Source organism: Paenibacillus sp. FSL H3-0469, from assembly GCF_038051945.1.
Taxonomy (GTDB): Bacteria; Bacillota; Bacilli; order Paenibacillales; family Paenibacillaceae; genus Paenibacillus_AQ.
In genome coordinates, this window is the sequence record NZ_CP150302.1 from 5474227 (window position 1) to 5496584 (window position 22358).

Annotated in this window: 19 protein-coding genes and 2 rRNA genes; 14 read left to right on the top strand and 7 right to left on the bottom strand. The window is 53.4% G+C overall.

Annotation, left to right across the window (positions count from 1 at the left end):
* Position 1 precedes the first annotated feature (1 nt).
* Positions 2 to 658, top strand: coding sequence for a SprT family zinc-dependent metalloprotease (locus tag NSS83_RS24050; RefSeq protein ID WP_341346652.1), 657 nt, complete (start codon positions 2 to 4; stop codon positions 656 to 658).
* Between the two features lie 67 nt (positions 659 to 725).
* On the opposite strand, the gene NSS83_RS24055 is transcribed toward NSS83_RS24050, so the two are convergent.
* Complete coding sequence (locus tag NSS83_RS24055; RefSeq protein WP_341346653.1) at positions 726 to 1601, bottom strand: GNAT family N-acetyltransferase; 876 nt, start codon at positions 1599 to 1601, stop codon at positions 726 to 728.
* A 105-nt stretch (positions 1602 to 1706) separates the two neighbouring features.
* Positions 1707 to 2291: a GNAT family N-acetyltransferase gene (locus tag NSS83_RS24060; protein WP_341346654.1), complete on the bottom strand. Its 585-nt coding sequence runs from the start codon at positions 2289 to 2291 to the stop codon at positions 1707 to 1709.
* Between the two features lie 269 nt (positions 2292 to 2560).
* On the opposite strand from NSS83_RS24060, the gene NSS83_RS24065 reads away from it, so the two are divergent.
* The 6 genes from NSS83_RS24065 to NSS83_RS24090 all read left to right on the top strand — a co-directional run bounded on the left by NSS83_RS24065 (position 2561) and on the right by NSS83_RS24090 (position 8324).
* Positions 2561 to 4486: an asparagine synthase-related protein gene (locus NSS83_RS24065; RefSeq protein WP_341346655.1), complete on the top strand. Its 1926-nt coding sequence runs from the start codon at positions 2561 to 2563 to the stop codon at positions 4484 to 4486.
* Between the two features lie 28 nt (positions 4487 to 4514).
* Entirely contained in the window at positions 4515 to 4640 is a 126-nt protein-coding gene (locus NSS83_RS24070; protein WP_036694602.1) for a paeninodin family lasso peptide, read from the top strand.
* Between the two features lie 178 nt (positions 4641 to 4818).
* Positions 4819 to 5757: an aldolase gene (locus tag NSS83_RS24075; RefSeq protein WP_341346656.1), complete on the top strand. Its 939-nt coding sequence runs from the start codon at positions 4819 to 4821 to the stop codon at positions 5755 to 5757.
* A complete protein-coding gene (locus tag NSS83_RS24080) occupies positions 5754 to 6059 on the top strand; it encodes a lasso peptide biosynthesis PqqD family chaperone (RefSeq protein ID WP_341346657.1) in 306 nt (101 codons plus the stop codon). The genes NSS83_RS24075 and NSS83_RS24080 overlap by 4 nt, the downstream gene beginning before the upstream one ends.
* Positions 6056 to 6514: a lasso peptide biosynthesis B2 protein gene (locus NSS83_RS24085; RefSeq protein ID WP_036694594.1), complete on the top strand. Its 459-nt coding sequence runs from the start codon at positions 6056 to 6058 to the stop codon at positions 6512 to 6514. The genes NSS83_RS24080 and NSS83_RS24085 overlap by 4 nt, the downstream gene beginning before the upstream one ends.
* 13 nt (positions 6515 to 6527) lie before the next feature.
* The gene (locus NSS83_RS24090) at positions 6528 to 8324 is read left to right on the top strand and encodes an ABC transporter ATP-binding protein (protein ID WP_341346658.1); all 1797 of its coding nucleotides are present in this window, start codon (positions 6528 to 6530) and stop codon (positions 8322 to 8324) included.
* A gap of 337 nt (positions 8325 to 8661) precedes the next feature.
* Here the strand turns inward: NSS83_RS24090 and NSS83_RS24095 are convergent, their stop codons facing one another.
* Positions 8662 to 9858 carry a nucleotidyltransferase family protein gene (locus tag NSS83_RS24095; RefSeq protein WP_341346659.1) on the bottom strand — a complete coding sequence of 399 codons (1197 nt, stop codon included), beginning with the start codon at positions 9856 to 9858 and terminating at the stop codon, positions 8662 to 8664.
* 190 nt (positions 9859 to 10048) lie between these two features.
* Here NSS83_RS24095 and NSS83_RS24100 point away from each other — a divergent pair, with 190 nt between their 5' ends.
* Positions 10049 to 10759 carry a DUF554 domain-containing protein gene (locus NSS83_RS24100; RefSeq protein WP_341186976.1) on the top strand — a complete coding sequence of 237 codons (711 nt, stop codon included), beginning with the start codon at positions 10049 to 10051 and terminating at the stop codon, positions 10757 to 10759.
* A gap of 24 nt (positions 10760 to 10783) precedes the next feature.
* On the opposite strand, the gene NSS83_RS24105 is transcribed toward NSS83_RS24100, so the two are convergent.
* Both NSS83_RS24105 and NSS83_RS24110 read right to left on the bottom strand, forming a co-directional pair.
* The gene (locus NSS83_RS24105) at positions 10784 to 11257 is read right to left on the bottom strand and encodes a hypothetical protein (protein ID WP_341346660.1); all 474 of its coding nucleotides are present in this window, start codon (positions 11255 to 11257) and stop codon (positions 10784 to 10786) included.
* An 88-nt stretch (positions 11258 to 11345) separates the two neighbouring features.
* Positions 11346 to 12293: an NADP-dependent oxidoreductase gene (locus NSS83_RS24110; protein ID WP_341346661.1), complete on the bottom strand. Its 948-nt coding sequence runs from the start codon at positions 12291 to 12293 to the stop codon at positions 11346 to 11348.
* Positions 12294 to 12494: 201 nt separating this feature from the next.
* Here NSS83_RS24110 and NSS83_RS24115 point away from each other — a divergent pair, with 201 nt between their 5' ends.
* Positions 12495 to 12935, top strand: coding sequence for a HEAT repeat domain-containing protein (locus NSS83_RS24115; protein ID WP_341186978.1), 441 nt, complete (start codon positions 12495 to 12497; stop codon positions 12933 to 12935).
* Positions 12936 to 13036: 101 nt separating this feature from the next.
* A complete protein-coding gene (locus NSS83_RS24120) occupies positions 13037 to 13609 on the top strand; it encodes a hypothetical protein (RefSeq protein ID WP_341346662.1) in 573 nt (190 codons plus the stop codon).
* A 98-nt stretch (positions 13610 to 13707) separates the two neighbouring features.
* Here NSS83_RS24120 and NSS83_RS24125 read toward each other — a convergent pair whose 3' ends face one another.
* Positions 13708 to 15246 carry an AMP-binding protein gene (locus NSS83_RS24125; RefSeq protein WP_341188061.1) on the bottom strand — a complete coding sequence of 513 codons (1539 nt, stop codon included), beginning with the start codon at positions 15244 to 15246 and terminating at the stop codon, positions 13708 to 13710.
* Between the two features lie 280 nt (positions 15247 to 15526).
* Between NSS83_RS24125 and NSS83_RS24130 the strand changes: the two genes are divergently transcribed.
* Together NSS83_RS24130 and NSS83_RS24135 are read left to right on the top strand one after the other, a co-directional pair.
* On the top strand, positions 15527 to 16084 hold the full coding sequence (locus NSS83_RS24130; protein ID WP_341346663.1) for a GNAT family N-acetyltransferase: 558 nt from the start codon (positions 15527 to 15529) through the stop codon (positions 16082 to 16084).
* 104 nt (positions 16085 to 16188) lie between these two features.
* A complete protein-coding gene (locus tag NSS83_RS24135) occupies positions 16189 to 16905 on the top strand; it encodes a hypothetical protein (protein WP_341346664.1) in 717 nt (238 codons plus the stop codon).
* A gap of 133 nt (positions 16906 to 17038) precedes the next feature.
* On the opposite strand, the gene NSS83_RS24140 is transcribed toward NSS83_RS24135, so the two are convergent.
* Complete coding sequence (locus NSS83_RS24140) at positions 17039 to 17164, bottom strand: DUF4023 family protein (RefSeq protein WP_076161612.1); 126 nt, start codon at positions 17162 to 17164, stop codon at positions 17039 to 17041.
* A 404-nt stretch (positions 17165 to 17568) separates the two neighbouring features.
* Here NSS83_RS24140 and NSS83_RS24145 point away from each other — a divergent pair.
* Positions 17569 to 19129 (top strand): 16S ribosomal RNA (locus tag NSS83_RS24145).
* Between the two features lie 293 nt (positions 19130 to 19422).
* Positions 19423 to 22348 (top strand): 23S ribosomal RNA (locus tag NSS83_RS24150).
* Together the 16S and 23S rRNA genes form the textbook arrangement of a ribosomal RNA operon.
* Positions 22349 to 22358: the final 10 nt, after the last annotated feature.

Below are 22358 nucleotides of genomic sequence, written 5' to 3' on the forward strand. Positions count from 1 at the left end.
TATGCAGATTCAACTAGAAGATCAGATGGTGACGTTACATGTCCAGTATGCCAAGCGCAAGAAGCTTTCCGTAACGGTGGACGGCTCGGATCTCATTACCGTTAAAGCGCCCAAGGGAACGAGTGAAGAGACGATCCTCGGTGCGGTAGCAAGTCTAGGCCCGAAGATTCTGGAGAAGCTGCGCAGCAATGCCGCGGCCCGGCAGGTGCCGAAGGTTAAGGCTTATGAGGGCGGCGAAGAAGCCTTCCTGTACTTGGGGAAGGAATATGCGCTGCATGAGCTGATTGGGGAGCGGCAGGCGGATGCGGAGGAGCTGAAGCTTGCGCTGAAGAAGTTCTATACATCCAGTCTGAAAAAAATCATCGCAGACCGCATCAAGCCCTATCAGACGCAGCTCAGAGTGAAGCCGAAGAGTGTCGATATTGTGGAATCGCGGACCAAGTGGGGGAGCTGCAGCTTTGACGGCAAGCTGACGTTCAACTATCGCCTGGCCATGGCGCCGCCTGAAGTGATCGACTATGTCATCATTCATGAGCTGTGTCATCTGCTGCATATGAATCATGACCGTTCCTTTTGGCGGCGCCTGGGAAGTATCATGCCGGACTATAAGGAGAAGGAAGCGTACCTGGCCCGGCAGGGGCAGTTTATGACGCTGTGACCTATGGCACACCTTCAGCAAGCGACTTAGTTAAAGCTGTTCTCACATATTGCAATTTGATGCTTCACTAGGCGATGGAAGTAGCCGGATGCTTGACGTTCGCAGGATACTGCTGCCCGCCCTGAGTGCGGACGAATAGGCCCTCTGAATGGCTGGTGCCTGACAACTCCAGGCCAGGGTCATCCGGGGTGAAGTGGAAGATGATCGTCTCCGTGTCGCTGTCCGCAAGCTTCAGGGCGATGTCGCGGCAGGAGACGGGCTGTGTGCTGATCAGATCGAAAAACTCAAGCTGCCCATTCTCCTGCTGGCAGATGGCAATGAGATTCTCGTCCTCCAAATAGTAGAGTTGATCGCTGAACACATTCAGGCAGTAGAACATCAGGAGTCCATAGGCACCGCTGACGCCAAGACGCTCAGATACCGGTATCCGCTTCGCTCCGAGAGTAGAGACCAGGCTCAGATCATGCGGGTTGGCAAGATCCAGTTTGCGGATTGCTGCAGATCCTGCTGCACCTCCGGGGCAGGCTATGGAGAAGATCTGCTCTTCCACCGGGTGGAAGCCGAACTTAGGATAGAACTCCAAGACTGACTCATTGGCAAAAAGATACATGAGTTCACACGCTTGTCCATACTCCTCCAGCACCTTGTCCATCAACCGGGCAGACAGGCCCCGTCCTCTGTAGTCGGGATGAGTCATCACCGTGCCGATCTGCACGGCAGGGAACTTCACTCCATTAATGGTTAGCTCTATTAAATTCACCGAGACATTCGCCACGATCCGGCTCCCCTCCGCATAAGAATAAGGAACGTACTTATCCGTCCAGAAGCCCTCCTCATACCAGCGCTCCAGCTCCAGCCCGAACGTATCTTTTGCCAGCTCGAAAAAGCTGCTGCGCAGCGGAGCTATATCTTTATAATTGTAGACAAATTTAAAGCTATCCATGGTAGTTGCTCCTTCTGTATCACGGGATCAAGTAATATATCCTAATTGTATTGTAACTTCCCCTCCGGAAGGCAGGCATAAGATAAGTAAAATTAACTATTCCCGTTAATATTCAGCCCCGCGAACCTTTGAGTAGACCATTGTGTCTCTTAAGTTCCCCTGTACATCAGTCTTGTCATTGCGCAGGATACCTTCCAAAGTAAAGCCGGTACGTTCGGCTACGCGAGCGCTCCGCGTATTACGTGAGTCGCAACGGATCTCCAGCCGGTTAGCTTGTAACTCCTGTATGGCGAACTCCGTAATGGCATTCACTGCTTCTGTGATGTAACCTTGACCCGCGTATGAGGTGCGAACCCAATACCCGATTTCAAATTTACGCACCCGCCAATCAATCCTGTGCAGGCCGCTGCTCCCGATAAGCTGTCCCGTCTTCTTATGAAAAAGCAGCAGCCGGATATCGCTGCGTTCCAGAAACTGCAGCCGTGATCTCCGGATGGATACCTCCGATTCTTCCACGGAAGGGACCTGCCGGGCCCAAGGCATCCAGTGACGTAATTCCGCTGCGCTTTCCTGTACGGCTTCATGCACAGCGGCACCGTCTCCCCATACTACTGAGCGGATTTGCAGGCGGCTGCTTTCGAAGCTTTCCGGTACGGGAATCAGGATGGGGTCTATTGAATGAATGTTCATAAATCTAGCTCCTACTAAAGGTATTTGGTGAATCAGTCACTTTTAGTATAAGCCATTATATACCATAGGTCATATTTCAGGGTTTTAATACCATAGATTTTAACTATAGTCAATACGCTAAAGGATACCTAAAAGTACTCTCAGGTACTATTCACATTTAATGGCAAGAACGTTATCTTAGGTAATAAGAAGTGTTCACTATTAAGAACCTGTTGTATTGAACCTAGTAATGAAACGGTAGCGAAATTATAGACAGCTGGAGGTAACCCATGAGTGCAATCGCCGGGATCTATTCTATGCAGCATGGGCCGCTGGACCCGGAGCTTGGCCTGCGACTGATGCAGGAGCTGCAGCGTTATCCGGCGGATGATGCCCGGGGCTGGAATACGGAAGGGCTGTTCCTCGGGTGCCACGCACAGTGGATTACTCCGCAGTCACGGGGCGAGGTGCTTCCCTATTATGATCCGCAGCGGAAGCTGGCGGTCGTAGCGGACGCCATCATTGATAACCGCAGCGAACTCTTCGGACAACTTCAGGTGGTCCGGGAGGATCAGGGGTCGATGCCGGACAGCCTGCTGATTCTTCTGGCCTATGAGAAATGGGGGGATCAGGCTCCGGTGCATCTGGTCGGAGATTTTGCCTTCATGATCTGGGATGCCGGCAGGCAGACGCTGTTTGGAGCGAGGGATTTCTCGGGGAGCCGGACGCTGTACTTTCACCGCTCTGGCAGACAGTTCTCTTTCTGCACCGTGATTCATCCCTTGCTCACGCTAATGGATGGAGCACACGCGCTGCATGAAGGCTGGATCTCTGAATACCTGGCAGGCCAGGGCCGGATGGATGTCGCGGATATGTTCTCCACGGTCTATCAGGGTGTGGAGCAGCTGCCCCCGGCGCATTCAATGACAGTCAGCGCGAAGGGGATAACCTTCTCCAGGTATTACACCTTCCAGACCCCGTCTCCACTCCGGCTGCGCAGCAATGGCGAGTATGAGGAGGCATTCCGTGAAGTGTTCGGACGTGCAGTCCGGGACCGGCTGCGTACCCATCTTGAAGCGGGTGCGAACTTAAGCGGCGGACTGGACTCAGGGGCGGTGGTGAGCTTTGCGGCAGAGGCGCTTCGCAGCGAAGGTAAGCCGCTCTACACCTTCAGTTCATATCCCCTGGATCACTTTACAGGGTTCAAGCTGGGCCAGCGGGTGACCGATGAGCGTCCATATATTCAGGAGACCGTAGACTACGTCGGGAATATTGAGCCTGGCTTTTACAATTTTCCTGACCGCAGCTCTTATGGCGAAATCGACGAATGGCTCGATATTATGGAGATGCCCTACAAATTCATAGAGAATTCCTATTGGCTGAGAGGCATATATGAACAAGCCGGACTGAAGAATGCTGGTGTGCTGCTCAGCGGACAGCGGGGCAACTGGAGTATCTCCTGGGGGCCGGCGCTGGATTACCAGGCGAAGTTGCTGCGGGAGTTCCGCTGGTTCCGCTTTTACCGGGAGAATAAGCTGTACAGCCATTCGATGGGCGTCAGCCGCAAAAGAATGCTGAAGATTGCCGGGCGCAAGGTATTCCCTGCCCTGGGCCAGCTGATGACCGGGAAGCAGGAGGCTCCGCCGGAGCTGATCCATCCTGAATTTGCCCGGCGGACAGGGGTGCAGGAGCGCTTGAAGGAGCTGGACCAGTCGCCAGCCTCCCAGACTGTGTACGATATCCGCAGAGAGCATTTCCGCCAGCCGCATGTCTGGAATGTGAACGGAACGGCGGCTACCAAGCTGTCGCTGAAGTACAGGGTCTGGGACCGGGATGCGACGAATGACCTGCGTGTCATCAACTTCTGTATGTCGGTGCCTGAGGAGCAATACGTCCAGAACGGAATGGACCGCTCGCTCATCCGCAGGGCGATGGAGGGGCGGCTGCCGGATAAGGTCAGACTCAATCAGACCCGGCGCGGTATCCAGGGTGCGGACGGCATTACCCGTATGCTGCCCGAGTGGCAGAGGTTCCAGCAGGAGCTGAGGGAGATGCTGCAAGACCCCCGTACTTCGTCTTATCTGAATCGTCCCGGGCTCGCCGGATGCTTGGACCGGCTGGGTAGTGAGCCCGAACCATTATTAATCTTTAACACAGATTTCCGCCTTCTTACGCGAGGACTGGTGTTCTACCGCTTTTTGAAGCGGCTCTCCTGAAGGACGTTTCTTGAAAGGGGGTGACAAGATGAAAAAGGAATACAGCAAGCCTGCATTGGAAGTGTTGGATGTGAAAATGACTATGGCTGGCCCGGGGGTATCCATTGCCGATGCGTTCCAAGCCGATCCAGATGAAATCGTTAGTCACTCCTAGTCTTCCTGCATTACCGCTCAGCCCTAATCCCTCTTAGCTTGCTGGAGGGGGATCAGGGCTATCCCTTTATCCGAAGTAACGTTCCGAAACGGTACCATCCTTTCAAAGGACGGCAATGCCGTTTCCACTTGTCATCCGCAAGACAACGGGTGAAATTGACTGAGATGGAGTGAGCAGTATGGCTGGCACAGTGCAATGCCTCGGTTATAAGGCTTTTGGCCTGCAAATCCTCAGTGAGTTCCCGTTGCCGGAGCTCCCCCGTACGGATCAACCCGGAAGGATAGGGAGCCTGTCGGTAGTGGAAGGCCTTCTGTCTGAACGATGGGAAGCGATACCGAAAATTACGCCGAACCTGGGCATCGCGGAGCATGAAGTGATGTTCATGGTGAAGGGCACTGCTATTTTTTCCATACAGAACGGCAGTACGATTACAGTCTCTCCAGCAGCAGGCGCCGATCCGGATAGTATCCGCTTGTTCATTCTGGGCAGCTGTATGGGTGTAGTATTGATGCAAAAAGGCATACTGGCCCTGCATGGCAGCTCGCTTGTGCTGGACAATAAAGCCTATGCGCTGGTGGGGCGTTCAGGTGCGGGTAAATCCACGCTTGCCTCCTATCTGATGGATCAGGGACATCTCCTGGTCAGTGACGACGTTATTCCCGTGTTGGTGCATAATGGACATCCATTAGCTGTTCCAGGTTATCCGCAGCAGAAGCTGTGGCAGCAGAGCCTGGACTATTTGGGAATGAATTCGTCTGCGTACCGTCCGCTGTTTCAGCGGGAGACCAAGTTCGCGGTACCGGTGCATGACCGGTTCCAGAGTGAGCCGCTGCCGCTGGCCGGCATATTTGAACTCTCTGTGGTGCAGGACGGGCCGGTGGCCGTAGAGGCGATAAGCGGCTTGGACCGGCTTCATACTTTATACAATCATACTTATCAAAAAGCGCTGGTCGACCCGATGGGGGTCAGAGAATGGCACTTCGGGCTGCTGGCCTCGTTCGTAAACCGGCTGCCGATGTACCGGCTGACCCGCCCCGAGCAGGGCTTCAGTGCACCGCAGCAGACGGAAATGATTATGGAGACGATTATGCCTAAGATGAAGGAGATGAACCTATGAATATGAATACTACAGAAGTGCTGTCGCTGGAGTCGGTACTGGTTCAACGGGAAGGCAATATCGCAAGTGACATGGACGGCGAGAAGGTCATGCTGAATGTGAAGAACGGCAAATACTACAACCTCGGCGAAGTCGGCGGTGAGATCTGGGAAGCATTGGCTTCACCGGTATCGATTCGGCAGATTGCCGGGAAGATGCAGGAGATCTTTGAGGTACCGGCAGAGCTGGCGCAGCAGGATGCCATTGATTTTGTACAGAATCTGCTGAATGAGGATCTTGTCTCTATCGTTAGCGGGCCATGATGACTCTCCGGCGGCTCCGTCTTCTGCTGGTGCATGACAAGGCGTTGCTTGCGCTGATTCCCGAGACGTTATGGCGGCTGATGCTGGTCCGCATCCAGCTGTTGTTCCCCTTTGCCAGGACCGCCCCGCAGCTGGGGGTGAAATCCATGGAGACTCCCGAAGTATCCAGAACTTCCGATATTCGCCGCATCCAGCAGATTACCAAGGCGATCCGGGTGATGAGCCGCTATACGCCCTGGAAAAGCACCTGTATGGTCCGGGCGGTAGCCGCCCTGAAGATGCTGGAGAAGCGGGGGATTGAGAGTACCCTCTATATGGGGGTGGCCCGCGATAAGCAGGGAAAAATGATTGCCCACGCCTGGTTGCGCAGCGGAGCCCATTATGTCTCGGGGGATGACGCTATGCAAGGCTTCGTGGTGGTGGAGAAGTTCGCGAAGGTGTTACAAGCCGAGTAATCGAGGTGGGTCCATGCAAGCCATAATCTACTACGTCCGGCAGCTACAGCGGTTGTCGGGCGTGAAGCTGTATCTTAATCTGCTGGGCATGGTGATCAGCGGTCTGCTGGAGAGCTCTGCCATACTGCTGCTTGTTCCCATGCTTGGCATGGCCGGCATTCAGCTGGGCGGCGCGGCGGCGGGCTATCATCTTCCTATGCTCGGATTCATCAGTGAACTGCCGCAATCCACAGCGCTGCTGCTGGTGCTGGGCAGTTACGTTCTAATTGTGCTCTGTCAGAATCTGATTGCAAGGTTTGTAGCGATTCGCAATGTAGAAATTCAGCAGACCTATGGCAGGCAACTGCGATATGAGGTGTATAGCGCATTGCTGCGGGCACAGTGGTCTTTTTTTCTGAGAAAACGCACCTCTGATTTGATCAATATGATGACCACGGAGCTAGCCAGAGTTCTGGCGGGTATCAGCGGCTTCCTGCAGTTTCTCACTTCGCTGTTGTTCACCTTGGTGCAGATTGCCTTTGCCTTCTGGCTGTCCCCCAAGATGACACTGGCGGTGCTCGTCTGTGCGGCGCTGCTGTCCATCTTCTCCCGGCGGTTCATCCGTAAGGCGAAGAGGCTGGGCAGCCGCAGCACGGAGCTGGGCAAGACGTATCTGGGCGGTATCACCGATCAGCTGAACGGGATCAAGGATATCAAAAGCAATAATCTGGAGCAGTCCCGCCTCGAGTGGCTGCATGCCTTCACCGGCGAGGTCAAGCAGGAGCAGCTCGACTACACACGCCTGCGCTCTAACTCCCAGCTCCTGTATAAGCTGTCCTCCACGCTGCTGATTGCTGTATTTATCTTCGTCTCCTTCCGGTTCATGCAAGTGCAGGGGCCGAATCTGCTGCTGGTCATTCTCGTCTTCACCCGGCTGTGGCCGACTTTCTCGACGCTACAGTCGCTGCTGGAACAGCTGGCCTCAGTAGTGCCATCCTTCAAACAGCTGCAATCGCTGCAGGAAGAGTGTCTGGCTGCTGTTGAGCATGAGCCGGATCAAGGCGGAGAACGTGTGCTGCCTATGACGCTGGAGCACGGTCTGGAGGCCCGGAATGTCGATTTCCGTTATCATGCGGACGAGCCGCAATATTCGCTCCAGAACGTCAATGTGCGGATTCCCGCCAGGCAGATGACGGCGATTGTCGGACGCTCAGGCGCCGGCAAAAGCACGCTCGTCGATCTGCTCATGGGACTGATGCAGCCGGAGAACGGGGAGATTCTGGCGGACGGCGAGCCGGTCACAGGGGAACGGCTGCTGTCCTACCGGAGATCCATCGGGTATGTGGCGCAGGACCCGTTCCTGTACAACGCTACCATCCGGGATAATCTGATGATGATCAAGCCGGATGCGGAGGAAGCTGAGCTGTGGGAGGCGCTGGAGTTTGCTTCCTCGGCGGACTTTGTCCGCAAGCTGCAGGACGGATTGGATACACTGCTCGGAGACCGGGGCGTCCGTCTGTCAGGCGGGGAGCGGCAGCGTCTGGTACTGGCGCGCGCCATTATCCGCAAGCCGTCGATTCTGGTGCTTGATGAGGCGACCAGTGCGCTCGACACTGAGAACGAGCAGCGGATTCAAGAGGCGCTGGAGCGGATTAAGGCATCGGTGACCGTCATCGTCATTGCCCACCGCCTGTCTACAATCCGTGGAGCCGATCAGATTCTGGTCATTGACCAGGGCCGGGTCATCCAGCAGGGAGTCTATAGCGGTCTGGCTTCTGAGAAGGGCGGCATGTTCAGCCGGCTATTGAAGGGGCAGGAAGAGGCCGGGTAAGGGTATACCTAAAACACGAATGTAGGCGAAAAACCGAACACATTCGGTGCTGCGTGGGTGTGTGGTCCAAATGTAATCGAAAAACCGATCACATTGGGCGAGCGCAGAGGTTGTGGCCCGAATGTAATCGAAAAACCGATCACATTGGGCGGGCGCAGAGGTTGTGGCCCGAATGTAATCGAAAAACCGATCACATTGGGCGAGCGCAGAGGTTGTGGCCCAAATGTAATCGAAAAACCGATTACATTGGCTGACCGCCACCCGGCTCCGAAACCGTAAAAAGGCAAGTGCTGCTAATCTAACGCAGCACTTGCCTTTTTGGTATGGCTGTCCCTGCCTACATCTCCTTCTCCGCCCCCGTCATCTTCCGCCAGCTCCACAGCAAAGGCCGCAGCGGGAAATACAAGAAATGCAGCAGCTTCGGCAGCGGCAGCGTCTTGGCATCCGCAGCATAAGGGTACAGGAAGCTGGCGGAGCGGAGCATCCGGCTTCGGGTGGATAGAATGCTTGGCAAATACCGCTTGAAGTGTTGCTCCACCTCCGGCTCCAGCGGAGGGGTATTCAAATTCACAATCCGCGGGAGATAGAACAGAATATCATGCGCCAGCCTGCGGGCCTTGGGGCTGTCCATCAGAGGGGCGAGTCTGGAATCGACGGGTGTCTCCAGCAGCTCTCTGGCCAGAATCAGCGTCTGTCCTCCTATGGCATTGTGATCATAGCGCTGTAGTAAGCGGACCAGGTTGGCGGAGTCGGGCGGCTGCTGGCCCATTAGCAGCATCTTGATGTCCTGCAGCCATCTTAGCCGGGACCAGGCATGTCTGGCACCGTGTACAGCCAGGAACATGAATAGATCCTCCGGCCCCAGATAGCGGACATTCTGGCCGAAGGTGCTGCTGGTCCGCGAATGTCGCCAGAGCTCGTCGAACGCAGGCTCTTTGGCGGGACCCGGTCCTAACCGCCAGTGCAGCTCCAGATTAATATTGCTGAGCGGATGCACGAACGTCGAATGATGCTCCCGCCATTTCCAGTCGCCAAGCAGGCTCTCGAACTTGTCTTCCTTCTCATAGCCCAGCCGGATCAGCAGGGTTTCAGCATCCTCCAGCTGTTCAATCGGCACCAGGAAGTCGAGATCCCGGGAGGTGCGCTGCGACAGGTCGCCGTACAGTTCCTGCCCAAGCACCGGACCTTTGAGGAACAGACAGCGGATATTCAGCTCAGCCAGCTGACTTGCGATATTGCTCATTTCACCGCTAAGCTGGAGCATCTGCACTGTATTCCTGCGGTACTGCCATTTCAGCTGCTCCAGAACGTCAGAAGGGACCACCTTCTCCTCCATCTTACTCAGCCTGGAATAGAGATAGGGATACACCCTGTGCTGACGGTTCAGCTCCACGAATAAGTCCCAGTTCACCTCTGTGAACAACTGCGGATGCTTCCGCGCCGTCTCATCTGGATTTCCGGAATTCAGAAGTGCAAGAATAAGGCGTACTTCCTTGGTTAAGCTTGCCTGATTAAGAATCATCCGGTCAGTCATAGAGACGCTCCTTACCTGAGTTGTTCTATTAGTGAGCGTACCATCGATAACCGAAATTTGTCAATTTTTCGCCGGTGCGTCTTGGAATCTGTCATTCCTCCCAGCAGAGAATCATCTTGACTCCACATTGATGGCTGCCCTTATAATGCAGATTAAGAGAGAAAAGAATCGACGGGAGAGTTGCTGAAGAATGGTACTGCTCGGAGCAATCGTGAATGGAATAGCTATTATTGCCGGAACTCTGCTGGGCAAGCTGCTGGAGCGGATACCGGAGAGTATGAAGAACACCGTGATGCAAGCGATTGGGCTGGCGCTTATGCTGCTAGGGGTGCAGATGGGTCTGAAAAGCGGGAATTTCCTCATTGTCATTCTAAGTCTGGTGATCGGCGCTGTGGCCGGGGAGTGGATCAACATTGAAGACAAATTCACCCGTGCGGGCGATTGGCTGGAGCGCAGAGTGGGTGCGGGCGGACGGGGGAGTATTTCGCTGGGCTTTGTTACGGCAAGCCTGGTGTTTGTTGTGGGAGCGATGGCTATTCTAGGTGCGCTGGACAGCGGTATCAAAGGCAATCATGAGATCCTCTACGCCAAATCCATCATGGACGGATTCATTGCCATGATTCTGACTTCAACGCTGGGCATCGGCGTGATGTTCTCGGCCATTCCTGTTGTTCTGTATCAAGGGGCCATCGCTTTACTGGCTACGCAGATAACCCGGTTTGTGCCTGATGCGCTGCTGACCGACTGTATTGCAGAGATGACCGCTACAGGCGGAGTGATGATTATCGGAATCGGACTGAACCTGCTTGGGATCACCAAGATCAAGGTAGCCAACCTGCTGCCCGGGATCCTGGTGGCTGTGCTGCTGGTCGTGCTGGTACATAACTTTCAAGTGAATTGAGGGAGGGACTTCTCCGCTTGAGCTTCATTGAACCTGCTTGCGTCTCTTATTAATGGAACTAACCCACTGCTGGGTTTGATCTACTTTCCAAGCGGCGCATTCTTCCTGTTCTCCGTCTGTATATGTAATTCTTAACAGCAACTGGCCGGCCTTGCCGGTTTTGCCGAGATGTGCAGGGGTTGTGTCGACACTCAGGATAGAATTCAGCGGAATGACCAGGCTTCGGGCAGGCAGATACATTTCCCATCGTAGATCGTCCTTTATCAGAAGAAGCCAGCCATTACCGCGGATTTGTCCCTGACCCTGTGTAGAGCGGCCGTAGAAGTTGGCAAGACGGTCCGAGAGAATAATCGTCTGTTCGTGTAACTGGCGGCGGATTCGCAGAATCCTGACAAATACTATGACTGCAGCAAGCAATAGTCCTGTGAATACAATGATAAATGTAATGCCGATCATCCCCTTACCTAAGGTGTGCAGCTTCAATGGGGAATTTACCATATGCTGCGGCTGATGAAAATGAGGTTGCACACAGTATAGTCAGATTCGCTCGTACAGCTACGGCTAATGCGTATGCTCCGGTTATCCTCTACTTTTTAATCGTAATAGCAATAACACCCCGCGCCCTTCCGCTTACGCTAAGTGCATGTGCAGTACGCAGCCCTTCTTCACTCAGCGGAAAAACACCGCCGATCAGCGGCTGCAGCTTCCGCCCGGCCGTCAGCCGGGCCAGCTCGCTCAGCTGGTAGGGATCGGCAACGGGAGTCAGATAAGCTGATGTAACTCCTTGCTGTGCTGCCAAGGCAGGATCAGGCTGTTCAGCAGTGGAGATCAGCCTTCCGCCCGGAGCCAGTACCGCGCAGCTTCTGCTTAGCACACTGCCTCCTGCGGTATCAATCACCACATCGATGCTCTGTCCCAGAATCGCGGCACAATCCTGCACGCTGCTGTTAATCGCCTGATCGGCCCCGAGGCCCCAGGCAACATCCAGCTCATCATCACCGCTGACAGTAGTAATCACCGTAGCACCCCTGAGCTTGGCCAGCTGTACTGCGAAGCTGCCGGTTCCGCCAGTACCGTCCTGCACCAGCACGCGGTCCCGGCTTGCGACCTTAGCGGCAGCCAACGCCTGCCAGGCCGCAAGCCCGGCAGCGGGTAACACCCCGGCTGCTGTGAAGGATAACCCCGGGGGCTTAAGTGCAAGCTCATCCTCCTTAGCCAAAGTATATTCCGCGTAACCTCCGCTCTCGGCTACAGTCTTCAGGCCGAATACCTCGTCGCCAGCCTTGAAGCGGCTCACCCCTGCGCCGGTGCCCGCAACGATTCCGGCTACAACCACGCCTGGAGTGAACGGACTGGCAGCAGGGCGTTCCCCGCTGGTAATCCGTGCTTCTTCGAGTATCCTGCAATCTGCCGGAGTCACCGAGGTCGAATACATCTTAATCAGCACCTCATGCTCACCCGGAACAGGCAGGGGAAGCTCTATCTCCGTTAGATCGCCGTGCGGTCCGTTCATATGTATAGCAATGGCCTTCATCTATAGCGGGCCTCCTTTATCTAATGGCGGATGATTTGGTACATACTATACGCATACAGCTATCGTTAGTCAAAACCCGTCCTCCAAGTCCTTTTCCATGAATGTTTGGACAAAAGATTGAAATCAAGCAGCGCAGTACGGTAGAATTGCACTAAGTAACGTTCTATATATCAGATTTAACCAAGAAGGGGATTGTAACGCTTGAATAATGAAGAAGTAATCCAAGAGCTGCCAGAGAACTATGACGAACTGAAGAAAGCCGCCGGCCGTTCCGCAGACTGGAGAGCGCGTCTTGAAGCGGTAGAAGAGCTGGGCCGCTACAACCACAAACAAATTATCGATATCCTTAATCGGCTGATGATCAGCGATCCTGTATATACCGTGCAAGAAGCCGCATATCACAAGCTGGTGGCTTTTGGCGAAGAGGTCAAGGTTCCATCGAAGAACAAAGCTGAACTGTTCAAAGGAGTGTCCAAGATCATCCTGCGGATTAAAAAGAGTCTGCCCAAGGACCATTCTTACGAAGAGTTCAAAGAGAAGCTGAAGAAGATGCGGGTTGATGTCTACGATGCCTATGAAGGCGAGAAGGGCGCGGATTTCGATCAGTGGCTGGAGAAGATGTGGGCTTCGGCTGCCAAGTAACCAATCTCCAATAACATAGCACATTAGCATGACAGCACCAGGCGGAGAGATAGGGGCGTTCCTTATGGCTCCGCTATATTTTTGTGAGAAAGGATGATTACATGCTTACCGGTACATTTCAGGAATTCCTTAAGCTGTCCACGCAGCTGCGTCCCGGGTACACCGCCAGTCTGGGCGAAGCTCCGGCAGGGGGCAGCGATGCGATATTAGAGTTTACACCCGAAGTACCTGCGCTTCTGCGTGCGGTCTATGATACGGTTCTTGGAACGGGCGGTGCCGAGGAAGATCCCAGTCTGCTAGAGTTCATTCCGGGCTACCGGCTAATTCATATCGGAGAATACGGCCATGAAGTGAAGATACTGTCAGGGATTCTGCAGGAGAAGGGATATACCGGCGGTGGAACCGTGTTGCCGCTGCTGACGAACTATGGAAGTGATTATATCTGCTACTACCGCTCTGAAGAAGGCGTGGAACGGATCTGCGATCTGCTGCACGACTACGGCGATCTGGTGGTGATGTACGATTCACCGGAGAAGTTCCTGGAGACACTGTGTGAATTCTATAAGCAGGAGGTTTATTTCCTGGATGAGGAAGGCTACCTGGATTGCGATCTGGTAAAAGAAGGCGAAGTAGGCGCTACGCTCAACCCGGAAGCGGAGTATTGGTCCGAGTAAGGTACGCCCTGCGTGCTTAGCATTCCAAAAACACAAAAATCCCCGTCCTGCATCACTGCAGGAACGGGGATTTTATAATTTCGGCTGAGTAGCTTTTGCTACAGATTAGCGCGCTTCTCCTGCTCACGCAGCTCGATTCTGCGGATTTTTCCGGAGGTAGTCTTCGGCAGATCCGTAATGTATTCGATTTTGCGCGGATACTTGTAGGGGGCAGTCTGCTCCTTGACATGGGCTTGCAGCTCTTTGGTCAGCTCCGGTGTTCCGGCATGGCCGTCCCTCAGTACGATAAAAGCCTTGACGACTGACCCGCGGATCTCATCCGGGCTTGCGACTACTGCACATTCTTTGACGAGGGTATGCTTCATCAGCGCCTCTTCGACCTCGAACGGCCCGATCGTGTAGCCCGAGCTGATGATGATGTCATCGCCGCGCCCCTCAAACCAGAAATAGCCGTCCTCATCCTTGCGTGCCCGGTCGCCCGTTACAAAATACTCCCCATGCGAGCAGTTCGCTTTGCGCTCAGGATCTTTGTAGTAGTTCTGGAACAATGCAGGCATGCTCAGGTGTACGGCGATATCACCAACCACTCCGGCCGGCAGCGGATGTCCGTCCTCGTCGATTACCTCGACAATGCCGGGGGCAATCGATTTGCCCATGGAGCCGACCCGGATCGGTTCATCCTTCAGCGCTGCGATGATGAGTGTGCTCTCTGTTTGTCCATAGCCGTCACGGATTGTAATATTGAAGTGTTGCAGGAAGGTATGAATCACTTCCTGATTCAGCGGTTCACCGGCGGATACAGCGCAGCGCAGATTGGACAGATCGTAGTCTGTCAGACCTTCAGTCTTCGCCATCAGGCGGTATTCCGTCGGTGTGCAGCATAATACCTGGATTTTCTCATCTTGCAGCAGCTGCAGGTAGCGCTCCGGATGGAAGGCTCCGTTATAGACGAAGCCGGTGGCCCCGTTGCCGAGTACCGTCAGGAACGGACTCCAGATCCACTTCTGCCAGCCCGGTGCGGCTGTAGCCCAGACCGTATCTGACTCTCGGATATCGAACCAGAGGGAGGACGTGATCCGCAGATGGGCATATCCCCAGCCATGCGTGTGAACTACTGCTTTGGGATTGCCGGTGGTTCCGGAGGTATAGGCCAGAATGGCGATATCATCACGGCGGCTGGCAACCGTAGGATAAGAATCAGCCTGTCCTTCCATTAGACCTTCCAGGTCGATCCAGCCTTCTTCAGGCTCAGCCGCACCGCTGGAGACGGACAAGCGGTAGTCCAGTGCGGGAAGATCATCGGAGATTTTGTTGACTTCTCCGGTAGCCTCAGACCAGACAATAACGGCCCGTGCTTCAGAGTGGCGGAGCCGGTATGAGAGATCCTTCGCCCGCAGCATTTCAGACGAAGGAATAACAGCCAGTCCCAGCTTCAGGCAGGCCAGATATATCGCATAGGCGATGATGCGGCGGGGGACCATGACTAGGACCCGGTCGCCTTGCGTAAGTCCGAGACCGGCCAGTCCGCCGGCGAGACGGTTAGCCTGAGCCATGAGCGCACCATAGGTGATTTGCTCCAGGCTCCCGTTTTCATGTAACCATTTAATTGCAATCTTGTCTTCAGGATGCTGCTCCATCTCCGAAGTGAGATTGTAGAATTCAGGTGCGATCCAGCGTTGATTATCCAAATGAACCTCTCCTATTATAAGTAATGATGTATCTGTTAATTACAGTATAGCACGTTCTCCTAGTACCAGATGCTAAACGGACCCTGTGATATCGGAGAATGTTCTGTGACAGTCTTTATTTTGAAACAACTTGATGCGTACACACTCCCTGGAGGTATTTTTAACCGGATAAGGGAACCATACATTAGAGCCCTTCACGCAGCGAAGCGGCAGAAAGCAGGCCATTGCAATGGACGATAATACAATGATCACTGAGACATCTATTAATGAAGCAGGCATTAGTGAAGCAGAATTCAATGAAATATTCGCTATCATGGAAGCCTCTTTTCCGGTAAGTGAGCTTAGAACCCGCAGCGGGCAGCAGGCTTTGCTGGATCAGCCGAATTATCATCTGTATACCAGCAAGGATGCGGAGGGGGAGATACTGGCTTTTTTGGCGGCATGGGAGTTACCCGAGCTGCGGTTCATCGAGCATATTGCCGTGAATCCCGGGTGCCGGAGCGGAGGGATCGGCCGTAAGCTGATGAGCAGCTACCTTATGCGTTCGGACAAGCCGGTGCTGCTTGAGGTAGAGCCGCCGGACGGTGAGCTGGAACAGAGAAGAATCGGATTCTACGAGCGGCTGGGCTTTTACCTGAATCCCTATGACTATATGCAGCCGCCGCTGCGTGCGGGACAAGCTGATCTTCCGCTGCGGATTATGACCTACCCGGAGCCGGTGACGGTGAAGGCGTTCCGCCGATTCAGAGATATTTTGTATACAGAGGTGTATGGGGTGAAGATTTGAATTACTTCTTTACAATCCGGATACAAGTTAGAAACAAGTTAATGGTTTAATGAATTCATAGCAAGGAACACACTAACATCACAGGCTAAGGGAGACGATATTCAATGAAAAGCAAAAAAATGATCATAGCCACTATGGTATTCGGAATGGCCGTTACAGGTTCAGCAGGGGTCTACGCAGGAACGAACATGCAGAAGATCAGCGCCTATCTTAACCACGGCATCGGGTTCAAAGTTAACGGAGCGGCCTATACCCCCGTCGATAACAACGGCAAAACAATGGCGCCAATCACTTATAAGGATACAACGTATCTTCCGGTCCGGGCGATGGCAGATGCACTTAAGGTGCCGGTGACATTCAATGCCTCCACGAATGAAGTTATCCTTGGAACTGGAACAGGGGCCGCAACGCCGGATAATGGTTCAGCTGTGAAGCTGACGGCGGTACAATACACTGCAGCGCAGAAGGAGCAGATTGCTAAGGCGTTTGCGAACTTCGAGGGCTTTGAGACAGCCTATGCCCCTACACAGATGGTCAGCGGAGATGCCTTCCAGAAGGTTGCGGGCGGTGATGACGGCGTAAGCTTCCTGTTCAATAAAATGCGTGTAAATGTCTCGCCGCGTGACTATTCCGATGGTTATGACAGCACTACAGTGAAGCTCTCCAATGGAACTGAGGCGAAATGGTACACCCCTTCGGATACGCCAATGCTGACCTTCAAGCTGGCAGACCGTTTTGTAACCATCAGCTCGGCTGACAAATCACTTAGCAAAGCACAGATGGAGAAAGTGGCTGTAGGTGTAACGAAACTGAGCAAATAATTACTACTGCTTCTATAGAATAGAATGCAAAAGGGATGTCCGCAGAGCCGTAACTGGCTGCGCAGACATCCCTGCTTTGTTTTTAAAAAAAGAGACGGCAAAGCCATTTTCACTTGTGGCATGCTTGTTACTGTTATTTGTTAGAGCTATGCTGCTTGTTGGCCAGTCTTGCGCCTGGGGTTCCTTTGCCGCGATTTCTGTTCTTTAGCGCTTTACGCTGATTCTCCTGGAACTTCTCCACGAATTCATGAGTGTCCATAACAATCCCCCTAGAAGGTTAGATAACGCAGGCTTATGGCTTTCCATAGCTTACGTTTAGATATTCGGTTATTCTGTCCATTTGCGGCTAATATCATTCTGAGATGTTGTTTATAAAATAATGCTTGTAATGAATCTCTATCCGTGATATATTCTATTTCTGGCCGCGAAACATCAACGCCGAGCTCGAAAAAGAAGTTGAAAAAAAGAGCTTGCATTGATCGGTTGGATGTGATATATTATAAGAGTTGCTGGTGACGCGGTGAGCGGCGCTGACAACGAGCTTGATCTTTGAAAACTGAACAACGAGTGAGTATCTGGAGATCACTTCGGTGAGATCCAAAATTAGAGAATGTAAATTCTCGTCAGATGTTTCAAAATGAGCAATCGCTCTTTCTAAATACCAATTTGGAGAGTTTGATCCTGGCTCAGGACGAACGCTGGCGGCGTGCCTAATACATGCAAGTCGAGCGGAGTTTGAAAGGAAGCTTGCTTCCTTTCAAACTTAGCGGCGGACGGGTGAGTAACACGTAGGCAACCTGCCCTCAAGCCTGGGATAACTACCGGAAACGGTAGCTAATACCGGATAATTTCTTTCTTCTCCTGAGGAGAGAATGAAAGGCGGAGCAATCTGCTGCTTGGGGATGGGCCTGCGGCGCATTAGCTAGTTGGTGGGGTAACGGCCCACCAAGGCGACGATGCGTAGCCGACCTGAGAGGGTGAACGGCCACACTGGGACTGAGACACGGCCCAGACTCCTACGGGAGGCAGCAGTAGGGAATCTTCCGCAATGGGCGCAAGCCTGACGGAGCAACGCCGCGTGAGTGATGAAGGTTTTCGGATCGTAAAGCTCTGTTGCCAGGGAAGAACGTCCGGTAGAGTAACTGCTGCCGGAGTGACGGTACCTGAGAAGAAAGCCCCGGCTAACTACGTGCCAGCAGCCGCGGTAATACGTAGGGGGCAAGCGTTGTCCGGAATTATTGGGCGTAAAGCGCGCGCAGGCGGTTATTTAAGTCTGGTGTTTAAACCTTGGGCTCAACCTGAGGTCGCACTGGAAACTGGGTGACTTGAGTACAGAAGAGGAAAGTGGAATTCCACGTGTAGCGGTGAAATGCGTAGATATGTGGAGGAACACCAGTGGCGAAGGCGACTTTCTGGGCTGTAACTGACGCTGAGGCGCGAAAGCGTGGGGAGCAAACAGGATTAGATACCCTGGTAGTCCACGCCGTAAACGATGAGTGCTAGGTGTTAGGGGTTTCGATACCCTTGGTGCCGAAGTTAACACAGTAAGCACTCCGCCTGGGGAGTACGGTCGCAAGACTGAAACTCAAAGGAATTGACGGGGACCCGCACAAGCAGTGGAGTATGTGGTTTAATTCGAAGCAACGCGAAGAACCTTACCAGGTCTTGACATCCAACTAACGAAGCAGAGATGCATCAGGTGCCCTTCGGGGAAAGTTGAGACAGGTGGTGCATGGTTGTCGTCAGCTCGTGTCGTGAGATGTTGGGTTAAGTCCCGCAACGAGCGCAACCCTTGACTTTAGTTGCCAGCAGGTTGAGCTGGGCACTCTAGAGTGACTGCCGGTGACAAACCGGAGGAAGGTGGGGATGACGTCAAATCATCATGCCCCTTATGACCTGGGCTACACACGTACTACAATGGCCGGTACAACGGGAAGCGAAGCCGCGAGGTGGAGCCAATCCCAGCAAAGCCGGTCTCAGTTCGGATTGCAGGCTGCAACTCGCCTGCATGAAGTCGGAATTGCTAGTAATCGCGGATCAGCATGCCGCGGTGAATACGTTCCCGGGTCTTGTACACACCGCCCGTCACACCACGAGAGTTTACAACACCCGAAGTCGGTGGGGTAACCCGCAAGGGAGCCAGCCGCCGAAGGTGGGGTAGATGATTGGGGTGAAGTCGTAACAAGGTAGCCGTATCGGAAGGTGCGGCTGGATCACCTCCTTTCTATGGAGAATCGTCTTCTGCAATGAAGACATTCAAATCGGAAGTTTAACTTCCAAACCAATCAGGTTTAGGCCTGTTACTCACTCGTTGGTCAGTTTTGAGAGTTTAAGCTCTCATCTTTACCTTTGATCCTTGAAAACTGGATACCGAAACGAATTTGCGTTTTAGAACATTCCTTTAAGCTGAACTTGTGTAAACAAGTTTTGAATTAATGGCGATGCTACGATGATCTTGATGGAAATACAGACGTTGAAGAAATTCATTGTCCGATAGTTTCCTGACGGAAAAATCGAGGTTAAGCTACTAAGAGCACACGGAGGATGCCTAGGCGCCAGGAGCCGACGAAGGACGTGGCGAACAACGAAACTGCCTCGGGGAGCTGTAAGCAAGCTTTGATCCGGGGGTGTCCGAATGGGGAAACCCAGCTGTGGTAATTCGCAGTTACTCGTATCTGAATACATAGGATACGCAGAGGCAGACCAGGGGAACTGAAACATCTAAGTACCCTGAGGAAGAGAAAACAATAGTGATTCCGTCAGTAGCGGCGAGCGAACGCGGAACAGCCTAAACCAAGAGGCTTGCCTCTTGGGGTTGTGGGACGTCTCACATGGAGTTACAAAGGAATATGGTAGGCGAAGAGGTCTGGAAAGGCCCGCGATAGAGGTAAAAGCCCTGTAGCCGAAATGGTATTCTCTCCGAGACGGATCCCGAGTAGTGCGGGGCACGTGAAACCCCGTATGAATCCAGCAGGACCATCTGCTAAGGCTAAATACTACCTGGCGACCGATAGTGAAACAGTACCGTGAGGGAAAGGTGAAAAGCACCCCGGAAGGGGAGTGAAATAGAACCTGAAACCGTGTGCTTACAAAAAGTCAGAGCCCTTTCTATGGGTGATGGCGTGCCTTTTGTAGAATGAACCGGCGAGTTACGTTTAACATGCAAGGTTAAGGTGAGAAGCCGGAGCCGCAGCGAAAGCGAGTCTGAATAGGGCGACTAAGTATGTGGACGTAGACCCGAAACCGTGTGATCTACCCCTGTCCAGGGTGAAGGTGCGGTAACACGCACTGGAGGCCCGAACCCACGCATGTTGAAAAATGCGGGGATGAGGTGGGGGTAGCGGAGAAATTCCAATCGAACTCGGAGATAGCTGGTTCTCCCCGAAATAGCTTTAGGGCTAGCCTCGGTGAATGGAGTGGTGGAGGTAGAGCACTGATTGGGTGCGGGGCCCGCAAGGGTTACCAAGCTCAGTCAAACTCCGAATGCCATTTACTTCTTGCCGGGAGTCAGACAGTGAGTGCTAAGATCCATTGTCAAAAGGGAAACAGCCCAGACCATCAGCTAAGGTCCCCAAGTGTGTGTTAAGTGGGAAAGGATGTGGAGTTGCACAGACAACCAGGATGTTGGCTTAGAAGCAGCCACCATTGAAAGAGTGCGTAATAGCTCACTGGTCGAGTGACTCTGCGCCGAAAATGTAACGGGGCTAAACACACCACCGAAGCTATGGCTAGATACTTTGTATCTGGGGTAGGGGAGCGTTGTATATACGTTGAAGGTGTACCGTAAGGAGCGCTGGAGAGTATACAAGTGAGAATGCCGGTATGAGTAACGAAAAGATCAGTGAGAATCTGATCCGCCGAAAGCCCAAGGTTTCCTGAGGAAGGCTCGTCCGCTCAGGGTAAGTCGGGACCTAAGGCGAGGCCGAAAGGCGTAGTCGAAGGACAACAGTTTGAAATTACTGTACCACCGTAATCCGCTATGAGCGATGGGGTGACGCAGGAGGGTAGTGACGCGGACTGATGGATGTCCGTCTAAGCAGTGAGGCTGGTGTGTAGGCAAATCCGCACACCGTAAGGCTGGGCTGTGATGGGGAGCGAAAATTACAGTAGCGAAGGTCATGATCTCACACTGCCAAGAAAAGCCTCTAGTCAGGAGAAGGTGCCCGTACCGCAAACCGACACAGGTAGGCGAGAAGAGAATTCTAAGGCGCGCGGAAGAACTCTCGTTAAGGAACTCGGCAAAATGACCCCGTAACTTCGGGAGAAGGGGTGCCTCGGTAGGGTGAATAGCCCGAGGGGGCCGCAGTGAAAAGGCCCAAGCGACTGTTTAGCAAAAACACAGGTCTGTGCGAAGCCGTAAGGCGAAGTATACGGGCTGACGCCTGCCCGGTGCTGGAAGGTTAAGGGGAGCGGTTAGGAGCAATCCGAAGCTGTGAACCGAAGCCCCAGTAAACGGCGGCCGTAACTATAACGGTCCTAAGGTAGCGAAATTCCTTGTCAGGTAAATTCTGACCCGCACGAATGGCGTAACGACTTGGGCGCTGTCTCAACGAGAGATCCGGTGAAATTTTAATACCTGTGAAGATGCAGGTTACCCGCGACAAGACGGAAAGACCCCATGGAGCTTTACTGCAGCTTGATATTGAATTTGGGTACGATCTGTACAGGATAGGTGGGAGCCGTGGAGGCAGGAGCGCAAGCTTCTGCGGAGGCGCCGTTGGGATACCACCCTGATCGTATCTAGGTTCTAACCTAGTGCCCTTATCGGGTACGGGGACCGTGTCAGGCGGGCAGTTTGACTGGGGCGGTCGCCTCCTAAAGAGTAACGGAGGCGTTCAAAGGTTCCCTCAGAATGGTTGGAAATCATTCGCAGAGTGCAAAGGCATAAGGGAGCTTGACTGCGAGACCTACAAGTCGAGCAGGGACGAAAGTCGGACTTAGTGATCCGGTGGTACCGCATGGAAGGGCCATCGCTCAACGGATAAAAGCTACCCTGGGGATAACAGGCTTATCTCCCCCAAGAGTCCACATCGACGGGGAGGTTTGGCACCTCGATGTCGGCTCATCGCATCCTGGGGCTGAAGTAGGTCCCAAGGGTTGGGCTGTTCGCCCATTAAAGCGGTACGCGAGCTGGGTTCAGAACGTCGTGAGACAGTTCGGTCCCTATCTGTCGTGGGCGCAGGAAATTTGAGAGGAGCTGTCCTTAGTACGAGAGGACCGGGATGGACGTACCGCTGGTGCATCAGTTGTTCCGCCAGGAGCATGGCTGAGTAGCTACGTACGGACGGGATAAGCGCTGAAAGCATCTAAGCGTGAAGCCCCCCTCAAGATGAGATTTCCCAGTATGTAAGACCCCTTGAAGACGACGAGGTAGATAGGTTGGAGGTGGAAGTGCAGCAATGCATGGAGCTGACCAATACTAATCGGTCGAGGGCTTATCCAAAATTTCTATC

Coding starts and splice junctions, on each gene's coding strand:
- NSS83_RS24095 (WP_341346659.1), bottom strand. CDS start 9,858: ATGACTGACCGGATGATTCTTAATCAGGCAAGCTTAACCAAGGAAGTA.
- NSS83_RS24065 (WP_341346655.1), top strand. CDS start 2,561: ATGAGTGCAATCGCCGGGATCTATTCTATGCAGCATGGGCCGCTGGAC.
- NSS83_RS24090 (WP_341346658.1), top strand. CDS start 6,528: ATGCAAGCCATAATCTACTACGTCCGGCAGCTACAGCGGTTGTCGGGC.
- NSS83_RS24105 (WP_341346660.1), bottom strand. CDS start 11,257: ATGGTAAATTCCCCATTGAAGCTGCACACCTTAGGTAAGGGGATGATC.
- NSS83_RS24080 (WP_341346657.1), top strand. CDS start 5,754: ATGAATATGAATACTACAGAAGTGCTGTCGCTGGAGTCGGTACTGGTT.
- NSS83_RS24085 (WP_036694594.1), top strand. CDS start 6,056: ATGATGACTCTCCGGCGGCTCCGTCTTCTGCTGGTGCATGACAAGGCG.
- NSS83_RS24130 (WP_341346663.1), top strand. CDS start 15,527: ATGGACGATAATACAATGATCACTGAGACATCTATTAATGAAGCAGGC.
- NSS83_RS24050 (WP_341346652.1), top strand. CDS start 2: ATGCAGATTCAACTAGAAGATCAGATGGTGACGTTACATGTCCAGTAT.
- NSS83_RS24070 (WP_036694602.1), top strand. CDS start 4,515: ATGAAAAAGGAATACAGCAAGCCTGCATTGGAAGTGTTGGATGTGAAA.
- NSS83_RS24125 (WP_341188061.1), bottom strand. CDS start 15,246: ATGGAGCAGCATCCTGAAGACAAGATTGCAATTAAATGGTTACATGAA.
- NSS83_RS24055 (WP_341346653.1), bottom strand. CDS start 1,601: ATGGATAGCTTTAAATTTGTCTACAATTATAAAGATATAGCTCCGCTG.
- NSS83_RS24075 (WP_341346656.1), top strand. CDS start 4,819: ATGGCTGGCACAGTGCAATGCCTCGGTTATAAGGCTTTTGGCCTGCAA.
- NSS83_RS24140 (WP_076161612.1), bottom strand. CDS start 17,164: ATGGACACTCATGAATTCGTGGAGAAGTTCCAGGAGAATCAGCGTAAA.
- NSS83_RS24060 (WP_341346654.1), bottom strand. CDS start 2,291: ATGAACATTCATTCAATAGACCCCATCCTGATTCCCGTACCGGAAAGC.
- NSS83_RS24110 (WP_341346661.1), bottom strand. CDS start 12,293: ATGAAGGCCATTGCTATACATATGAACGGACCGCACGGCGATCTAACG.
- NSS83_RS24120 (WP_341346662.1), top strand. CDS start 13,037: ATGCTTACCGGTACATTTCAGGAATTCCTTAAGCTGTCCACGCAGCTG.
- NSS83_RS24100 (WP_341186976.1), top strand. CDS start 10,049: ATGGTACTGCTCGGAGCAATCGTGAATGGAATAGCTATTATTGCCGGA.
- NSS83_RS24135 (WP_341346664.1), top strand. CDS start 16,189: ATGAAAAGCAAAAAAATGATCATAGCCACTATGGTATTCGGAATGGCC.